Origin of the sequence: Thioalkalivibrio nitratireducens DSM 14787, from assembly GCF_000321415.2 — a bacterium.
GTDB lineage: Bacteria > Pseudomonadota > Gammaproteobacteria > Ectothiorhodospirales > Ectothiorhodospiraceae > Thioalkalivibrio > Thioalkalivibrio nitratireducens.
This window is the reverse complement of sequence record NC_019902.2, coordinates 1,985,827-2,003,133: the sequence shown is the minus strand read 5'-3', so window position 1 is coordinate 2,003,133 and position 17,307 is coordinate 1,985,827. Positions and strand designations below refer to the sequence as shown.

Annotated in this window: 17 protein-coding genes; 14 read left to right on the top strand and 3 right to left on the bottom strand. The window is 65.8% G+C overall.

What is annotated here, in order from left to right; translation table 11 throughout:
- Positions 1–53 precede the first annotated feature (53 nt).
- Both glnD and map read right to left on the bottom strand, forming a co-directional pair.
- The gene (glnD, locus tag TVNIR_RS09290) at positions 54–2,714 is read right to left on the bottom strand and encodes a [protein-PII] uridylyltransferase (protein WP_015258762.1); all 2,661 of its coding nucleotides are present in this window, start codon (positions 2,712–2,714) and stop codon (positions 54–56) included.
- Positions 2,711–3,496 carry a type I methionyl aminopeptidase gene (gene map, locus TVNIR_RS09285; protein WP_043739561.1) on the bottom strand — a complete coding sequence of 262 codons (786 nt, stop codon included), beginning with the start codon at positions 3,494–3,496 and terminating at the stop codon, positions 2,711–2,713. Before map ends, glnD begins: the two co-directional genes overlap by 4 nt.
- A 199-nt stretch (positions 3,497–3,695) precedes the next feature.
- Here map and rpsB point away from each other — a divergent pair, with 199 nt between their 5' ends.
- The 14 genes from rpsB (at position 3,696) to TVNIR_RS20685 (ending at position 16,447) form a co-directional block, all read left to right on the top strand.
- Positions 3,696–4,436 (top strand): 30S ribosomal protein S2, encoded by a 741-nt coding sequence (rpsB, locus tag TVNIR_RS09280; RefSeq protein ID WP_015258760.1) that lies wholly within the window; start codon positions 3,696–3,698, stop codon positions 4,434–4,436.
- A 62-nt stretch (positions 4,437–4,498) separates the two neighbouring features.
- Positions 4,499–5,368: a translation elongation factor Ts gene (gene tsf / locus TVNIR_RS09275; protein WP_015258759.1), complete on the top strand. Its 870-nt coding sequence runs from the start codon at positions 4,499–4,501 to the stop codon at positions 5,366–5,368.
- Between the two features lie 85 nt (positions 5,369–5,453).
- Positions 5,454–6,188: a UMP kinase gene (gene pyrH / locus TVNIR_RS09270; protein WP_015258758.1), complete on the top strand. Its 735-nt coding sequence runs from the start codon at positions 5,454–5,456 to the stop codon at positions 6,186–6,188.
- Entirely contained in the window at positions 6,185–6,742 is a 558-nt protein-coding gene (gene frr / locus TVNIR_RS09265; RefSeq protein WP_015258757.1) for a ribosome recycling factor, read from the top strand. The genes pyrH and frr overlap by 4 nt, the downstream gene beginning before the upstream one ends.
- On the top strand, positions 6,742–7,476 hold the full coding sequence (gene uppS, locus TVNIR_RS09260) for a polyprenyl diphosphate synthase (RefSeq protein ID WP_157092350.1): 735 nt from the start codon (positions 6,742–6,744) through the stop codon (positions 7,474–7,476). The genes frr and uppS overlap by 1 nt, the downstream gene beginning before the upstream one ends.
- On the top strand, positions 7,469–8,308 hold the full coding sequence (locus tag TVNIR_RS09255) for a phosphatidate cytidylyltransferase (RefSeq protein WP_015258755.1): 840 nt from the start codon (positions 7,469–7,471) through the stop codon (positions 8,306–8,308). The genes uppS and TVNIR_RS09255 overlap by 8 nt, the downstream gene beginning before the upstream one ends.
- 2 nt (positions 8,309–8,310) lie before the next feature.
- Positions 8,311–9,510: a 1-deoxy-D-xylulose-5-phosphate reductoisomerase gene (gene ispC, locus TVNIR_RS09250; RefSeq protein WP_015258754.1), complete on the top strand. Its 1,200-nt coding sequence runs from the start codon at positions 8,311–8,313 to the stop codon at positions 9,508–9,510.
- 12 nt (positions 9,511–9,522) lie between these two features.
- Complete coding sequence (gene rseP / locus TVNIR_RS09245) at positions 9,523–10,884, top strand: RIP metalloprotease RseP (RefSeq protein ID WP_015258753.1); 1,362 nt, start codon at positions 9,523–9,525, stop codon at positions 10,882–10,884.
- Between the two features lie 39 nt (positions 10,885–10,923).
- Complete coding sequence (gene bamA, locus TVNIR_RS09240) at positions 10,924–13,209, top strand: outer membrane protein assembly factor BamA (RefSeq protein WP_015258752.1); 2,286 nt, start codon at positions 10,924–10,926, stop codon at positions 13,207–13,209.
- 57 nt (positions 13,210–13,266) lie between these two features.
- Positions 13,267–13,779, top strand: a complete 513-nt coding sequence (locus tag TVNIR_RS09235) for an OmpH/Skp family outer membrane protein (RefSeq protein WP_015258751.1) — start codon at positions 13,267–13,269, stop codon at positions 13,777–13,779.
- A complete protein-coding gene (gene lpxD / locus TVNIR_RS09230) occupies positions 13,745–14,779 on the top strand; it encodes a UDP-3-O-(3-hydroxymyristoyl)glucosamine N-acyltransferase (RefSeq protein ID WP_015258750.1) in 1,035 nt (344 codons plus the stop codon). The genes TVNIR_RS09235 and lpxD overlap by 35 nt, the downstream gene beginning before the upstream one ends.
- A 75-nt stretch (positions 14,780–14,854) precedes the next feature.
- On the top strand, positions 14,855–15,313 hold the full coding sequence (gene fabZ / locus TVNIR_RS09225; RefSeq protein ID WP_015258749.1) for a 3-hydroxyacyl-ACP dehydratase FabZ: 459 nt from the start codon (positions 14,855–14,857) through the stop codon (positions 15,311–15,313).
- Positions 15,310–16,089 (top strand): acyl-ACP--UDP-N-acetylglucosamine O-acyltransferase, encoded by a 780-nt coding sequence (lpxA, locus tag TVNIR_RS09220; RefSeq protein ID WP_015258748.1) that lies wholly within the window; start codon positions 15,310–15,312, stop codon positions 16,087–16,089. Before fabZ ends, lpxA begins: the two co-directional genes overlap by 4 nt.
- A 151-nt stretch (positions 16,090–16,240) precedes the next feature.
- Positions 16,241–16,447 (top strand): hypothetical protein, encoded by a 207-nt coding sequence (locus tag TVNIR_RS20685; protein ID WP_083499420.1) that lies wholly within the window; start codon positions 16,241–16,243, stop codon positions 16,445–16,447.
- A gap of 141 nt (positions 16,448–16,588) precedes the next feature.
- Here the strand turns inward: TVNIR_RS20685 and TVNIR_RS09215 are convergent, their stop codons facing one another.
- Positions 16,589–17,272 carry a HEAT repeat domain-containing protein gene (locus TVNIR_RS09215; RefSeq protein WP_015258747.1) on the bottom strand — a complete coding sequence of 228 codons (684 nt, stop codon included), beginning with the start codon at positions 17,270–17,272 and terminating at the stop codon, positions 16,589–16,591.
- Positions 17,273–17,307 lie beyond the last annotated feature (35 nt).

Sequence of the window (17,307 nt, the reverse complement as noted above, 5' to 3'; positions counted from 1 at the left end):
TCTCGCCTCGCCCGCTCGCGGGGAAAAGGCTGTCGGCGTGGAGGGGCAGGGGCTCAGATCTCCTCGACCAACTGGCGGCGCAATGCATCCTGCTGTTCCGGGGTGAGTTCCCGGCCGTCGGTGTTGAACAGCAGGAAGATGTCCTCGACCTGCTCGCCGGCCGTGCTGATCCGGGCGGTGCGCACATTGACGTTCTGCTCGGCGAACACGCAGCCGATCGTCGACAGCAGTCCCGGGCGGTCGAGCGCGCGCACGCGCATCCGGGTGCTCGAGACGGCCGGCACGCCGGGGCCGAACTCGATCTGGGTGGCCACGTCGAAATGCTTCAGCCGGCGCGGCAGGCTGCGCTGGACCGCGTGGTGGTCGCAACGCGGATCGACCAGGCGCTCGCGCAGGGTCTCGCGGATCTCGTCCACCCGGAACCCGGGTTCCACCGCGTGACCCATGCCCTCGAGTACCAGGAAGGTGTCGAGTGTGCGGCCGCTGTGGGTGGTGATGATCCGGGCATCGACGATATCCAGCCCGAGCTGGGTCAGGGTGGTCGTGATCCGCGCGAACAGCCTGGGGTGGTCGTCGGTATAGACGAAGATCTCGGTGCTGCCGCGGGGTGTCTCGTGCCGGACCAGGACCAGGGGCAGGTCCGAGTCCCGGATGCCGGCAATGGCCCGGGTATGCCAGGCGATCTCGTCCGCCGAATGGCGCACGAAATACTCGACCTCGAATTCTTCCCAGATGGCCTCGACGGCTTCCTCGTCCAGGCCATGGCTGGCCAGGATCTGCAGGGCCTCGCGGCAGGTCTGGCCGATCTGCTCGTCGGTGTCGGGGGGTGTGTCTAGTCCGCGTTCGAGCACCAGCAGCGCCGCCTTGTAGAGGGTTTGCAGCAGCGAGGCCTTCCAATTGTTCCAGAGCTCGGGGTTGGTGCCCCGGATGTCGGCAATCGTGAGCAGGTACAGCAGGTCCAGCCGCTCCCGGGTGCGGACTTCGCGCGCGAAGTTCAGCACGACCTCGGGGTCCGAGATGTCCTTGCGCTGCGCGGTCAGCGACATCAGCAGGTGGGAACGGACCAGCCAGCTGACGAGGGCGGCGTCCTCGTTGCCGAGACCGTGGTGCTGGCAGAAATGCAGCGCGTCCAGCGCTCCGAGCTCGGAGTGGTCGCCGCCGCGGCCCTTCGCAATGTCGTGGAACAGCGCGGCGAGAATCAGCCGTTCCGGCCGTTGCACCCGGGAATAGATGTCGCTGGCGAGCGGTTGTTCATCGGCGAACTCGGGCAGTGCGAAGCGGCGCGTGTTGCGCAGTACGTTCAGCGTGTGCTCGTCGACGGTGTAGACATGGAACAGGTCGTACTGCATGCGCCCGATGATCCGGCCGAAGGCGGGAATGTAGGCTCCCAGCACGCCGTAGCGGTTCATCCTTCGCAGCTCGGTGGTCACGCCGCGGGGCGCGCGCAGGATCTGCATGAACAGGTTGCGGCAGACCGGGTTGCGGCGGAACTGGGCGTCGATCATATGCCGGTGGGCGCGGATCAGCCGGATCGTCGACGCGCGGATTCCCTGGACCTCGGGGTGAGTCTGTACCAGCAGAAAAGCCTCGAGCAGGGCCGGCGGGTAGATCATGAACACCTGGTCGTGCACCAGTTCCAGGTAGCCGCCCCGGATCTGGAAGCGCTGGTGAATTCGGTGTACCTCGCTCATCGAACCGGGATCCTGGAGGATCGCCTCGTTGAAATGTTGCAGCAGCAGCTCGTTCAGACGCTGCAGATCGCTGATGGTGCGGAAGTAGCGCTGCATGAACTGCTCGACCCCGAGGTTCTGGTGCTGGTCGACGAAGCCGAAGGTGCCGGCCAGCGTCCGCTGCAGGTCGAACAGCAGCCGGTCCTCGCGGCGTCCGGTGATCATGTGCAGCGCGAAGCGCACGTTCCACAGGAAGCGCTGGCCCTCGATCAGGTCGCGCAGTTCCCCCTCGCGCAGGAATCCGTGCGCGACCAACTGCTCGAGCCGCTCGGCAGCGAAATGCCGTTTACTGACCCAGCCGATCATCTGGATGTCGCGCAGGCCGCCCGGGCCTTCCTTCACGTTGGGCTCGAGGCGGTAGGCGGTCTCGCCGAAGCGCTGGTGACGCGCCTGCTGCTCCGCGAGCTTGGCGGCGTAGAACGAACGCGAGTCCCAGATGCGGTCCGGGTGCATCGCCTCGCGGAAGGCCTCGAACAACGCGCGCGCGCCGCAAAGGTGCCGGGCCTCGAACATCGTGGTCGCGATGGTGATGTCGTCGCGGGCCTCGCGCAGGCAGTCGTCGATGCTGCGCACGCTGTGCCCGACCTCGAGCCCGACGTCCCACAGGAAGGTCACGAAGCGGCTGATGGTGTCGCCGTGACGGGCCTCGGCGTCGCGCTCGGCGAGCACCAGGATGTCGATGTCGGAACCGGGATGCAGTTCGCCGCGCCCGTAGCCGCCGACCGCGACCAGGCAGAGGTCAGACTGTGCCGCGAACTCGAACTGCCGCCAGATCAGGGTCAGCAGGGCATCGACCAGCGCGGCGTGGCCGTGAATCAGGGCATCGATATCCGCCCCGTCCTGGAAGCCCTGGTGCAGCCGGTCGATGATGTCACGCCGGTACTGGCGGAAACGCGCGGTATCCCGGGGATGTTCGCGTAGTTCGTCGAGGCCCGGTGCCGCGCTGGCCGCTTGCGCGGACCAGACCAGCGCGGCAGGACTCATGCGGCCAGGGCCTGGGGCGGTGTCTCGCCTGCGCGCAGCGTCAGGATGTCGCAGCCGTCCTCGGTGACGAGGATCGTGTGTTCCCATTGCGCCGAGGGGCTGTGATCCTTGGTCACCGCGGTCCAGCCATCGGCGAGTAGCCGGGTGTGCCGGCGTCCGGCGTTGATCATCGGTTCGATGGTGAAACACATTCCGGGCTCGAGGCGCAACCCGGTGCCGGGCTTGCCGTAGTGCAGCACCTGGGGATCCTCGTGGAACGACTTGCCGATCCCGTGGCCGCAGTATTCGCGCACCACCGAGCAGCGGTGGGTCTCGGCGTAACGCTGGATCGCATGGCCGATGTCGCCCAGCGTCGCGCCGGGCCGAACCTGCTGGATGCCAAGGTACATGCAGGCGCGGGACACGTCCACGACGCGCTTGGCCTGGATGCCCGGCTTGCCGATGCAGAACATCTGGCTGGTGTCGCCGTGGTAGCCGTCCTTGATCACGGTGATGTCGATGTTGACGATGTCGCCGTTCTTCAGCTGTCGATCGCCGGGGATTCCGTGGCAGACCTGGTGGTTCACCGAAGTGCAGATCGACTTCGGGAAACCGCGGTAGTTCAGCGGCGCCGGGACCGCCTTCTGGTGGTTCACGATATAGTCGTGGCAGATGCGATCGAGCTCGTCGGTGGTGATCCCGGCCTCGACGTGGGGCGCGATCATTTCGAGCACTTCCGCGGCCAGCCGGCCGGCTACGCGCATGCGTTCGACTTCTTCCGGGGTCTTGATGGTCACAGGCATTCAGGGCTTCCGACCCGCGGCCCCGGATCGGGCCCGCGCGTTTGGTTTGAACCAGGGTCCTATGCTATAAAGCGCGCGCCCTCGGGGCAACGAAAACCCTAAATCCACACACGTATCGGCACGGTCTGTCGGGTGCCCGTCCCTCGCGGTTGGGTTTCAGGCCGGGATGCGTGGAGGCTCAACCCGTCAGGAGACTGTCATGTCATTCGTCACTATGCGCCAGATGCTCGAGGCCGGCGTGCACTTCGGCCACCAGACCCGCTACTGGCATCCCAAGATGGCCCCGTACATTTTCGGGGAACGCAATAAAATCCATATCATCAACCTGGAAAAAACGCTGCCGCTGTTCAACGACGCGATGAACTTCGTCGGCAAGGTCGCTGCCGATGGCGGCAAGATCATGTTCGTTGGCACCAAGCGTTCGGCGCGCGAGGTGGTTGGCGAAGAGGCGCGCCGCTGCGGCATGCCTTACGTGAATCACCGCTGGCTAGGCGGCATGCTGACCAACTTCAGCACCGTGAAGCAGTCGATCAAGCGCTTGAAGGACATCGAGGCGATGCGCGCCGACGGCAGCATCGACCGTCTGAACAAGAAAGAGGGGCTGATGCTGATCCGCGAGCAGGACAAGCTCGAGCGCAGCCTCGGAGGCATCAAGGACATGAATCGCATGCCCGACGTGATGTTCGTGATCGACGTCGGCTACGAGAAGATCGCTGTGGCCGAGGCGAAAAAGCGCAGCATCCCGGTGGTCGCAATCGTCGATTCGAACAACAGCCCCGAGGGAGTCGATTACGTGATCCCCGGCAACGACGACGCGATGCGCGCGATCCAGCTCTACGTGGCTGCCGTTGCGGACACGATTGTCGAGGCCAAGGGTGCGAACGCGACCGCGGTGAAGGAAGAGGAATTCGCGGCCGCCGAGTCCGGCGTCCAGGCCTGACCCCTCCTGCCGGCCGCAGCGCGGCGCGCGCGGCCGGCCCATTATCATTTCAGGAGTTTTTCATGCAGATTTCCGCTGCTCTAGTCAAAGAACTGCGCGAGCGCACCGGCGCCGGCATGATGGAGTGCAAGAAGGCGCTCACCGAAACCCAGGGCGATATCGAGGGTGCGATCGAGCTGATGCGCAAATCCGGCCAGGCCAAGGCGGACAAGAAGGCCGGCCGAGTCGCCGCCGAGGGCCGCATCGAGATCGCGGTGCAGGGTTCCGACGCGGTGATCATCGAGGTCAATTCCGAGACCGATTTCGTCGCCAAGGACGACAGCTTCCGCCAGTTTGCCGCTGCCTGCGCACAGGCGGCGCTGGCATCGGCTGCGTCCGACGTCGCGTCGCTGATGGCCGTGGAGGTGGACGGCCAGAGCCTGGAGGCCCGTCGTGCGGCACTGATCGCGAAGATCGGCGAGAATATCCAGGTGCGCCGCTTCGAGCGCGTGCACAGCGCCGGACCGCTGGGTGCCTACCTGCATGGCAACCGGATCGGGGTGCTGGTCAGCCTCTCCGGGGGCGACGAGGAACTCGCGAAGGATGTCGCGATGCATATCGCGGCCAGCCGCCCGGTCTGCGTCGACGCGGATCAGGTTCCTGCGGAGACCGTCGAGAAGGAACGCGAGATCTTCCGCGCTCAGGCGCTGGATTCCGGGAAGCCGGCCGATATCGTCGAGAAGATGGTCGACGGACGGATCCGCAAGTTTCTGGGTGAGATCACGCTGGTCGGTCAGCCCTTCGTGAAGAATCCGGACCAGACGGTCGGGCAGCTCCTGAAGGATCGCGGGGCCACGGCCACGGGTTTCGTGCGCTATGAAGTGGGCGAGGGCATCGAGAAGAAGGTCGAGAATTTCGCCGAGGAGGTCATGGCTCAGGCGCGGGGCGCGTAACGGTCCGCCCGGGTACAAGACGGGCGGCGCACGCCGCCCCGTTCCGACGCTATCCTAGAGTTTCCGTTCGCCATCGAGGAGCACCATGAATCAGGAAGGCCAGCCGGCGTACAGGCGCATTCTTCTCAAGCTGAGCGGTGAGGCCTTCATGGGAGCCCAGGAGTACGGCGTCGATCCGGCCGTGCTCGACCAGGTGGCGCAGGAAGTGGCCGAACTCTCCACACTCGGGGTCGAAGTCGGGATCGTGATCGGCGGCGGCAATATTTTCCGGGGCGCGGGTCTGGCCAAGGGCGGGATGGACCGGGTCACCGGCGACCACATGGGGATGCTGGCCACGGTGATCAACGCGCTCGCGCTGCAGGATGCGATCGAGCGGACTGGCCGGTTCTGTCGGGTGATGTCGGCGATCCGGATCAACCAGGTCTGCGAGGATTACATCCGGCGCCGCGCGGTGCGCCACCTGGAGAAGGGCCGGATCGTGGTGTTCGCGGCCGGTACCGGCAATCCCTTTTTCACCACGGATTCGGCTGCGGCCCTGCGTGCGATCGAGATCAACGCGGAATTGATGATCAAGGCGACCAAGGTCGACGGGGTGTACGATGCCGATCCGATGCAGCGCAGCGACGCCCGGCGCTTCGAGCGTCTGACGTTCGACGAGGCGCTGGAACGCCGCCTGGGCGTGATGGATACGACCGCGCTGGTGATGTGCCGGGACAACCAGCTGCCACTGCGAGTAATGAATATGTTTGCCAAGGGCGACCTGCAGCGGCTGGTGATGGGCGAGCCGGTGGGTACCCTGGTCGAGGGGGCCATTCAATGACGCAAGCCATCTTCAACGACGCAAGCCAGCGCATGGACAAGTCGCTCGAGGCGCTGCGCTCGGAGTTCACCAAGATTCGTACCGGACGGGCCCACTCCAGCCTGCTCGATCATGTGCTGGTCGAGTACTACGGATCGGAAGTGCCGATCAACCAGGTCGCGAACGTCAACGTCGAGGACGCCCGGACGCTGACGGTGACGCCATGGGAACGGAACATGGTCGGCAAGGTCGAGAAGGCGATCATGACGTCCGACCTGGGCCTGAACCCGGCGACGGTAGGCACCGTGATCCGGGTGCCGCTGCCGGCGCTGACCGAGGAGCGGCGGCGCGACTTGGTCAAGGTCGTGCGCGGAGAGGCCGAAAACGCCCGGGTAGCGATCCGCAACATCCGGCGCGATGCGAACCACGCGCTGAAGCAGCAGGTGAAGGACAAGGAGATCTCGGAGGACGAGGAACGGCGCGCCGGGGAGCGGATCCAGAAGCTGACCGACGAGCACGTGGCCCGCATCGACGAAATGCTGGCCGAGAAGGAAGCGGAGTTGATGGAGGTTTGATCTCCGCAACCCCGAAGCTCGCCGATGCAGGACCGGCCCATGTAGCGATCATCATGGACGGCAACGGTCGCTGGGCCGAATCCCGTGGTCTGACGCGCAGCGACGGGCACCGGGAAGGGCTGAAGGCGACCCGCCGGGCGGTCGAGTTCTTCGCAAATCGCGGGGTCCAAGCGCTGACGATTTTCGCGTTCAGCAGCGAGAACTGGCAGCGGCCCCGGGGCGAGGTGGACGCCTTGTTCGACCTGTTCGTGAGCGCGATCGAGGCCGAACTCCCGGAGCTCTCGGAGAAGGGGATCTGCCTGCGTTTTATCGGCGAGCGTGCGGATTTTCCGCAGCCGCTGCAGCAACGGATGGCCGAGGCCGAGGCCGCGACCGCGGCCAACGAGGTGATGACGCTGGTGGTGGCGCTTGGTTACGGGGGGCGCTGGGATATCCTGCAGGCCGCCCAGCGCTGGTTGCGCGACAGTGCGGGCGGTGCGCCCGACCCCGAGCGCTTCGAAGACTACCTGAGCACGACAGGCCTGCCCCCGGTGGATATGCTGATTCGCACCGGTGGCGAGAAGCGCATCAGTAACTTCCTCCTGTGGCAGTCCGCCTATGCCGAACTCTTCTTCCTGGATACGCTCTGGCCCGACGTCACGGAGCAGGATCTGCTGGGCACGCTGGAAACCTACCTGAAGCGCCAGCGCCGATTCGGCCAGACCCCGCATCAGGCCGAGGCCCGCGATGCTTAGGCAGCGAGTCGTCACCGCGATCGCGGTCATCGTCCCCGTCTTCTTGCTGATCGCGTTCGCACCGAGCGGGGTGGTCGCGGGCTTCGTGTTGCTGGTGGTCGCGCTGGGTGCCTTCGAATGGGCGCGGCTCGGCCGCTTCGCCACCAAGGGCACGCGTGCCGCGTTTGCGGTGCTGGTGCTGGCGGTGCCGGCGAGCCTGCTGCTGGCCTGGGGCGGTGCCGGGTGGACCGAGATGCATGCCTGGGTGCTCTGGCTCGGGGTCGTCTGGTGGGGGCTGGTGTTTGTCGGGCTGCCGACGTACCGTCCCGGGCTCGGCGCGGGAACGTGGGGCCGCTGGCTGCTGCGCGGTGCGGCTTTCCCAACGCTGGCCCCGGCAGCGCTGGCGCTGGTATGGCTGCATGCCAGTGCCCCGATGCTGGTGATCTATCTGCTCCTGCTGGTGGCGGCTGCGGACACCGGGGCATTCGTCGTCGGTCGGCGTTTCGGCCGCAGCAAGCTGGCACCCGACATCAGCCCTGGCAAGACCCGGGAGGGCCTGCTCGGTACGCTGGCTGCCACCGTCCCGGTGGCGCTGGTCGGTGCCTGGGGCTTCGGGCTGCTGGCCATGGATGCGCTGGTGTTCGTGCTGCTGGGGATCGTGGTGGCACTGGTCTCGGTTGCCGGGGATCTGCAGGAGAGCGTGCTCAAGCGTGAGGCAGGCGCAAAGGATAGCGGGGCCTTGCTGCCCGGGCATGGCGGCATCCTCGACCGGGTCGACAGCCTGACCGCCGCGGCGCCCGTCTTCGCCGCTGGGTTGCTATGGACCGCCCTGTTCCCGCAAGGGGGGGGGTAAGCGTGCCGCGGGAACGGGTTACGATCCTGGGATCGACGGGCAGCATCGGCGTTAGCACGCTCGATGTGCTGGCGCGCCAGCACGACCGCTTCGAGGTCTACGCGCTGACTGCGCAGTCGAACGTCGAGCGGTTGGCCGAACAATGCCTCGAGCACCGTCCGGCGGTGGCGGTGATGGTCGATCCGGAGGCCGGCGCGGCACTGCGCGACCTGTTGGCACGGGCCGGCAGCCTCACCGAGGTCCGAAGCGGTGCGCAGGCGCTGGCGACCGCTGCCGCGGCCCCGGAGGTCGACATCGTGATGGCCGCGATCGTCGGTGCTGCAGGACTGCTGCCGACCCTGGCGGCGGCCGAATCGGGCAAGCGGCTGCTGCTCGCGAACAAGGAGTCGCTGGTGATGTCCGGCGCGTTGCTGATCGATGCCGTTGCGCGCAGCGGCGCCCGGCTGCTGCCGGTGGACAGCGAGCACAATGCGATCTTCCAGTGCCTGCCCGCCGGCTATCGCTGTGCGGACCCGATTCATCCGCACGGTGCGCAGCGGATCTGGCTGACCGCGTCCGGCGGACCGTTCCGGGACCGCCCCCTGGAAACGTTCGACGCGATCACGCCGGACGAGGCCTGCGCGCACCCGAACTGGGAGATGGGCCGAAAGATCTCGGTCGATTCGGCGACGATGATGAACAAGGGTCTTGAGGTGATCGAGGCGCGCTGGCTGTTTGCGCTGGAAGCAGATGCCATCCGGGTGGTGCTGCACCCGCAAAGCATCGTCCACTCGATGGTGGCCTATAGCGATGGCTCGGTGCTGGCCCAGCTTGGCCAGCCGGACATGCGCACACCGATCGCGCACGCGCTGGCCTGGCCGGGGCGAATGGCGTCCGGAGTGGGCGCGCTGGACTTGCTGAGCGTTGGACGGCTCGACTTCGCCGAGCCGTCGCCCGAACGCTTCCCTTGCCTGGGACTGGCCTATCGGGCGCTGACGGCGGGCGGGACCGCCACAACCGTGCTGAATGCGGCGAACGAGGTCGCTGTGGCGGCCTTTCTGGACGAGAGGATGCCGTTCACCGCGATCGCGCGCGTGATCGACGACACCCTGGCGGCGATCCCGGTCGAGCCGGCGGATTCGCTGGAAAGGATTCTTGCGTTGGATGCCCGGGCGCGGGACTATGCTGGGGAATCCGTCGCAGGTCGCGCTACCGAGCAATGACAGACTGAATCGATGACTATCCTGACCAGCCTCGCCGCGTTCATCGTGGCTATCGGCGTCCTCGTCACCGTGCACGAGTACGGCCATTACCTGGCGGCCCGGCTGATGGGCGTGAAGGTGCTGCGCTTCTCCGTCGGCTTTGGCAAGCCGATCTATCGCCGCCTGTTCGGTCGCGACCGCACGGAGTTCGTGGTGGCGGCGATCCCGCTGGGCGGTTACGTGAAGATGCTCGACGAGCGCGAGGCGCCGGTTCCGGAGCGCGATGCCGGGCGTGCCTTCAACCGCAAGCCGCTGGCCGCCCGCAGTTTCGTGATCGTCGCCGGGCCGGCCGCGAATTTCCTGTTCGCGATGGTGGCCTATGCACTGATGTTCATGATTGGCGTGCCGGGGCTGAAGCCGGTCGTCGGGGAGGTGGAACCGGGGAGTGCCGCGGCGGCCAGCGGGATGCAATTCGGTGACGAGATCCGAATGGTCGGCCGACACCGGGTTCAGGACTGGGATCAGGCCAATCTGCGCCTGCTCGACCACGCGGTCCGCGCCGACGAAGTGTCGGTGGTCGTGATCGACCGTGACGGCCGCGAACGGGTGCGCAGTATCGCGCTGGAGAATCGGCGCGAACTGCTCGGCGAAGGCCAGTTTCTCACGCGTTTGGGCCTGCGTCCCTACCGGCCCGCGCTGGAGCCGCTGATCGGGAGCGTCGAGCGCGGTAGCCCGGCCGCGGAGGGTGGGCTGCAGCCGGGGGACCGCGTCGTCAGTGTCGACGGCGACGGCGTCGAGACTTGGGAAACCTGGGTGGCGGCCATCCAGGCGGCTCCCGGTCAGCCCCTGCAGCTGCGGGTGATCCGCAACGGCGATACGATCGAGCTGACCGTGGTTCCCGCCGAGGTCGAGACCGATGGTGAGCGGCACGGGCGCATCGGTGCGGGCGTGGATACCGATCAGCCGCAGTTGCGGGAGATCTCCACGCTGGTGCGCCTGGGGCCGGTGGACGGGCTGGTGGCGGGCGTGGCTCGGACCTGGGAGGTCAGCATCCTGACTCTGCGAGTGCTCGGACGGATGATCATTGGCGAGGCGTCGGTCAAAAACATCGCCGGACCGGTTACAATCGCTGAGTTCGCGGGCATGACCGCGATCATCGGTATCACGGCCTTCCTCGGGTTCCTTGCGCTCGTCAGTGTCTCGCTCGGTATCATTAATCTCCTGCCGATTCCGGTGCTGGATGGCGGCCACCTGATGTTCAATCTGGTGGAATGGATCAAGGGCAGCGCGGTCTCCGAGCGGACACAGCTGATCGGCCAGCAACTCGGGCTGGTGGCGATCGCCGGGCTGATGATGCTGGCGCTGTACAACGACATCACGCGCCTGTTCGGCTAGTCCGGCGGCGCTTGTGGCTCGATCTACCTGGCGACGGATATGACGCGACACCTATTGCAGACCTTGACGCTGTGCGGACTGCTGCTGGCTTCCGGGATGGCCTGGGCGCCGACCTACGTGATCGAGGACATCGAGATCGAGGGGCTCGAGCGCATCACCGCTGGAACGACGTTGACCTACCTGCCCGTTCAGGTCGGCGACGTGTTCGACGATGCGCGCAGCCCCGAAGTGATCCGCGCGCTGTTCCAGACCGGTTTTTTCAGCGACGTGGAGGTGGCGCGGCGCGGCGACGTGCTGGTCGTGATCGTGCAGGAGCGACCGGCGATCAACGACATCCGGTTCTCGGGCAACCGCGACATCCCGACCGATGCGCTGACCGACGCCCTGCAGGGGGTCGGTCTGCAGCGCGGGCGGGTATTCAACCGCACCATCCTCGACCGCATCGAGAACGAGTTGCGGCAGCAGTACCTCGCGCGCGGGCGCTACAACGTACAGATCGACATCGAGATCACCGAGCTGCCGCGCAACCGGGTCGACGTGGAGATCACGATCGCGGAAGGCCAGGTGGCCCGGATCCGCGAAGTGAACGTCGTGGGCAATGAGACCTTTGACGATCGCGCCTTGACCCGGCGGTTCGAGTCCGGTGTCCCGCGCTGGTGGGCTTTTCTGAGCCGGCGTGACCACTATTCCCGCCAGAAGCTCTCCGGCGATCTGGAACAGCTGCGCTCGCATTATCTCGATGAAGGGTTCCTGAATTTCGATATCGATTCCACCCAGGTGACGCTGACCCCCGACCGCAAGGATATCTACATCACGATCAACATCGACGAGGGCGAGCAGTACCGGATCGGATCGGTGGATCTCGCGGGCGATCTGATCGTGCCGGCCGAGGAGCTGCGCGAACTGATCGAGGTACAGCCCGGTGAGGTGTTCTCCCGCCGCGAGGTGGTGGAATCCGCCGAGCGCATCTCCCGCCGTCTGACCACGGACGGGTTCGCGTTTGCCAACGTGAATCCGATCCCGGAGGTTGACGAGGACACCCGGGAAATCGCATTGACCTTTTTCGTCGACCCGGGGCCGCGTGTATACGTGCGCCGGATCAGCATCACCGGTAACAGCCGGACCCTGGAGACCGTGTACCGTCGCGAGCTGCGCCAGATGGAGGGAGCCTGGTTCAATGGCGACCAGGTCGACCGATCGCGGGTCCGTGTGCAGCGTCTCCCGTTCGTCGAGAGGGTGAACATCGAGACGCGCCGAGTCGCCGGGAGCGACGACGAGGTCGATCTCGAGATTGCGGTGGTCGAACGGATGTCCGGGGCCCTGTCGCTCGGAGCGGGGTTCTCCCAGAACCAGGGGCTCTTGCTCACCGGCAGCCTGACCCAGGATAATTTCCTGGGCAGTGGCAACCGGGTCTCGATCTCGCTCAGCCGCAGCGATGTCTCGCAGCTGGTGAACTTCAGCGTGCTGAACCCGCATTACACGATCCACGGTGCGAGCCGCGGGTTCTCGGTCTTCTACCAGGAGCTCGACGCGGAAGAAGCCGATATTTCGCGTTTTGCGACCAACCGGCTCGGGGCGAACGTGACCTACGGCATCCCGCTGTCCGAGTTCGGGACCGTGACCATCCGACCGCAGTTGGAGGATGTCGAGATCGTCACGGTTGCGAGTACCCCGGGGGAGATCCTCGATTTCATCGACCGCGAGGGCGACCGCTACAACCTGTTCTCGACCGAGGTGTCCTATACCCACGATACGCGGGACAGCGTGATCTTCGCGGCTTCCGGTCGGCGGCACCGCGTCGGTGCCGAACTGGTCCTCCCCGGGAGTGACCTGCAGTATTACCGCTTGAACTATTCGGGTCAGGAAATCTTCAAGCTCTCCGATACCTACTCGCTCAGTCTGTCGGCGGGCGTCGGCTATGGTGACGGCTACGGCGGTACGGATGGGCTGCCTTTCTTCGAACACTACTTCGGTGGCGGTATCCGCTCGGTGCGGGGCTTCAAGGACAATAGCCTCGGACCGCGTGACAGCAACGACGAGCCCTTCGGAGGCAGCTTCCGCACCACCGGTTCCGTCGAGTTGTATTTCCCGCTGCCGTTTGCCGCGGACAACGACGCGGTGCGCATGAGCTCCTTTGTCGATGCCGGACAGGTATTCGAGCGCGTCAGCGACTTCGAGCCTGACGAACTTCGGGTGTCTGCCGGTCTGGCGATGACCTGGATGTCTCCGGTGGGCCCGCTGACGCTGAGCTACGGTGTGCCGCTGCGCGAGAAGAGCGGCGATGAAACGCAGAGCGTGCAGTTCTTGCTCGGGGCTGCGTTCTAGAACGGGACCAGGGATGCCCCGCATGACTGCAATTTCACCCATGTGGCAGGAGGGTGCATGAAGACTTGGACCGCCATCGTCGCCAGCGCGCTGGTCTACGGCGCGGTGTTGTGGCCGGGGGTGCTGGTGGCACAGAACGTGGCGTTCGTCACGATGAACCGGATCCTGGAAGATTCGCCTCAGGCGGCCCAGGCCATGCGCGAACTCGAACGCGAGTTCTCACCGCGTGATTCGCAACTGGTCGCCGAGCGCGAGGAGCTCCAGAAGCTGCGGGATCGGCTCGAGCGCGAAGGCGAGTTGATGACCGCGAACCAGCGAGCGGACCTGGAGCGCGAGTTCACTGCACGCTCGCGCGAATTCCGCCGGGCGCAGGAAAGCTTTACCGAAGACCTGAACGTCCGGCGCAACGAGGAACTGGCGAAGCTCCAGCGAATGATCAACGATGCGATCATCGATTTGGCCCGGGAACGGGACATCGACCTGATCCTCACCGAACGCAACGTGCTGTATTCCAGTGAACGTATCGACATAACCGATGACATCATCGCCGCGATGCAGCGTCGCCGGTGACCGCGGCCTTGCCGCACTGGAGCTGGGCGATCTTCTTGACGGACGGGTCCTCGGGTCCCCGGAGCGCCGCGGCTTTCGCCTGGCGCCGCTGGATCGGGCGGGTGACGGTGATATTTCCTATGCAACCGCCCGGCACCACATCGCGGCACTGAATGCGGCGGGAGGAATCGTCCTGCTGCGCGACGGCCTGGTCGCACCGGCGGAACTGGATACCTCCTGCCGCAGCTTTGTGCTGGTCGCCAATCCGCATGCCGCCTTCGCCCGGCTGAGCACGCTGCTGTACCGAAAGCGCCCGGTGCATTCGGGCGTGGAGGCCGGTGCGCGGGTCCACCCGGAGGCGGTCGTGGACCCGTCGGCCCGGGTCTGTGCCGGGGCCAGCATCGGCGCCGGTTCCCGCATCGGTGCCCGTGTCCATGTCGGTGCGGGCACCGTCATTGGCGACGATGCCGAAGTGGGAGCCGACGGGTACATTTATGCCAACTGTTCGATCCTGGACGGTGTCCGGATCGGATCCGGCGTAATCATCCAGCCGGGGGCGGTGATCGGTGCGGACGGCTTCGGATTCGCCGCGGATCAGGGAGAATGGATCAAGGTCGAGCAGCTGGGCACCGTGATCATCGGTGACGGGGTGGAGATCGGGGCCAACACCACCATCGATCGCGGGGCGCTGGACGATACCGTGATCGGCAGCGGTGTCAAGATTGATAATCTGGTCCATATCGCCCATAACGTACGCATTGGGGACCATACCGCGATCGCGGGCTGTGCCGGGATCGCGGGAAGCGCGCATATCGGGAAGCACTGCGCGATCGGTGGGGGAGCCGGTATACTCGGGCATCTCCAGATTGCCGACCACGTGACCATCCATGCGATGACGCTGGTGACGCGGTCGATCCCCCGCTCCGGGCACTATGCCTCGGGCGTGCCGCATCAGGAGGCCCGGGTCTGGAATTTCAGTCTGGCCGCACTCCGGAGGCTGGGTCGCCGCCAACGGCAGTGATTCAGGCCCGCACGGTAGGGTAGGGAGGGGTGCCGCCGGCACCGGAATCCAGAACAAACAGAAGGGAACGATCACGTGGACGGTCTGAGCATTCTTGAGGTGATGCGCTATCTTCCGCATCGGTATCCTTTCCTCCTCGTGGACCGGGTGACCGATTACCAACCGGGGCGCTACCTGACGGCGATCAAGAACGTCAGCTTCAACGAGCCCTTCTTTCAGGGGCATTTCCCGATCAAGCCGGTGATGCCCGGCGTGCTGATTCTCGAGGCTCTGGCGCAGGCGACGGGACTGCTGGCCTTCAAGACCGAGGAACACCGGGGGGTCAACCAGGATAAGCAGCAGTTGTACCTGTTCGTAGGTATCGACCAGGCGCGGTTCCGCCGCCAGGTCGAACCCGGCGACCAGCTGCTGCTGCGGGTGGAGCACGTGCGTACCGTGCGCGGCATCTGGCGTTTCACTGCCGAGGCGCATGTGGGCGAAGATCTCTGTGCATCCGCCGACCTGATGTGTGCAGGGAAGGACATCGACGCATGATCGACCCGCGCGCCGACGTCCACCCGAGCGCGGAGATCGACTCTTCGGCGCATGTCGGGGCCTTCTCGGTGATCGGCGCGAATGTACGAATCGGGGCCGATACCTGGATCGGTCCTCATGTGGTGATACAGGGTCCGACGGAGATCGGGCGCGAAAACCGCATCTACCAGTTCGCCTCCGTCGGCGAGGCACCCCAGGATCGCAGCTACCGTGGCGAGCCGACACGCCTGGTGATCGGGGACCGGAACGTGATCCGGGAATGCGCGACGCTGAGCCGCGGCACCGAGAAGGGCCGCGGGGAGACGGTCATCGGTCACGACAACCTGATCATGGCCTATGTGCACATCGCCCATGACTGCATCATCGGCAACGGCATCATCTTCTCGAACGCGGCCTCGCTCGCCGGCCACGTTGAGGTCCAGGACGGCTGCACGCTGGGCGGGTTCACCCTGGTGCACCAGTTCTGCCGTGTCGGAATGCATGCATTCACCAGCATGGGGGCCGCGCTGAACCGCGATCTTCCGCCGTACTGCCTCGCCAGTGGCAATTACGCCCGGCTGATCGGCATCAACAAGGTGGGGCTGCGCCGCAAGGGTTTCCCGGAGGAGGGCATTCAGGCGCTGCACCGGGCGTTCGCCGAGGTTCTACGGGGGCGCAGCGATCGCAAGGCCCGAGTCGCGAGCCTGCTGGCCGAGACCGACGTGGCCGAGGTCAGGCGACTGCTGGAATTCATTCAGACCAGCACGCGGGGCATCCTGCGTGCAGGGCGCAGCTGACGATCCGGGCGCTGCGTGCCGTCTCGAACAAGGAAGACCAGCCACGGAAGGACACGGAAATCACGGAAGATGAAACAAATCAAATCCTTTTTCCGTGTCTGTCCGTGCTTTCCGTGGCTCGCCTTTTCATGTTGCGGGGTGGCCGCTGGCCATGACAGTTGGCGTGAAAGTCACGGCCTGTCTCGTGTCCCTGGCGACCCGTAGGGCGGAAGAGCGCAGCGTCATCCGCCACATGGCGTTCGCAGTGCCCAGGCGCCCGCAGCATCCCCAACGCCGGTCGGCGGATGACGGCCTTCGGCCTCTTCCGCCCTACGCCTCTTTCATCATCGGGGGTGGCTGCCCGCGCCATGACAGTTAACGTGAAAGTCACGGTCATGGCCTCGCTCCTACACGGTGGATTCCAACGTCGCGGGCCACCCTAAACAGCACTGCGCCCCCCGGAGGCCAGCCCTCTGGCCGATCGCCTTTCATGGTCGGGGGTGGCCTAGGGTCATGAGAGTTAACGTGTTTCCCGCGCCGGTCGGGCCTTGGCCAGCATTTCGAGCGCGTCGGCCGCGGTCTCGCGCACCTCGGGATCCGGGTCGTTCGTGCAGGATTCGACCCACCCGATCGCATCGGTCGAACCGGTCAGGGCCAGGGCATGGCAGCCATCGGCGCGTACTCGGGGCTCCGGATGCCGGGTGAGCGGGGCGAGCGACTCCGCCAGTCCATCCAGCATGCCCGAATCCTGCAGCTCCTCGAAGGTTGCCATCACTCCGATCCGGACACTGAGCCCGGTGTCATCGTCGCCGAGAAGGTCCACCAGTCGTTGCAGCAATGCGGGATCCTGTCGAACGCGTTCTGCCACCTGGGACCGGCGCCCGGTCGCGAGCAGGTCGGCAAGGTACAGCGTCATGCCGTTTTCCTCGCCCGCCAGCCGTGTCCAGTGTCGGAGTTCTTCCAGCGTGTGGAGCCCCGCCAGGTCGAAGGCTCCGACGCGTGCCCATGGAACCGAGCGTACCGACAACTCGGCCGCGACCGACGGTGCGGCGGCGATGTTCACGACCTCGAGGCGGGCCAGCGTGCCTTCCTTGACCAGTGTGCCCAGCCCGTCGAGCATCGTGGCGCAGTGCGGGCACCCGGGCGCCACCAGCAGCAGCGCATGTGCCGGGGGGGCGTCGTCGGTTGGGTTGGTCTGGGCCATCGGCGGCTCCGTGTAGTAGGCGGGTGACAGTGCGA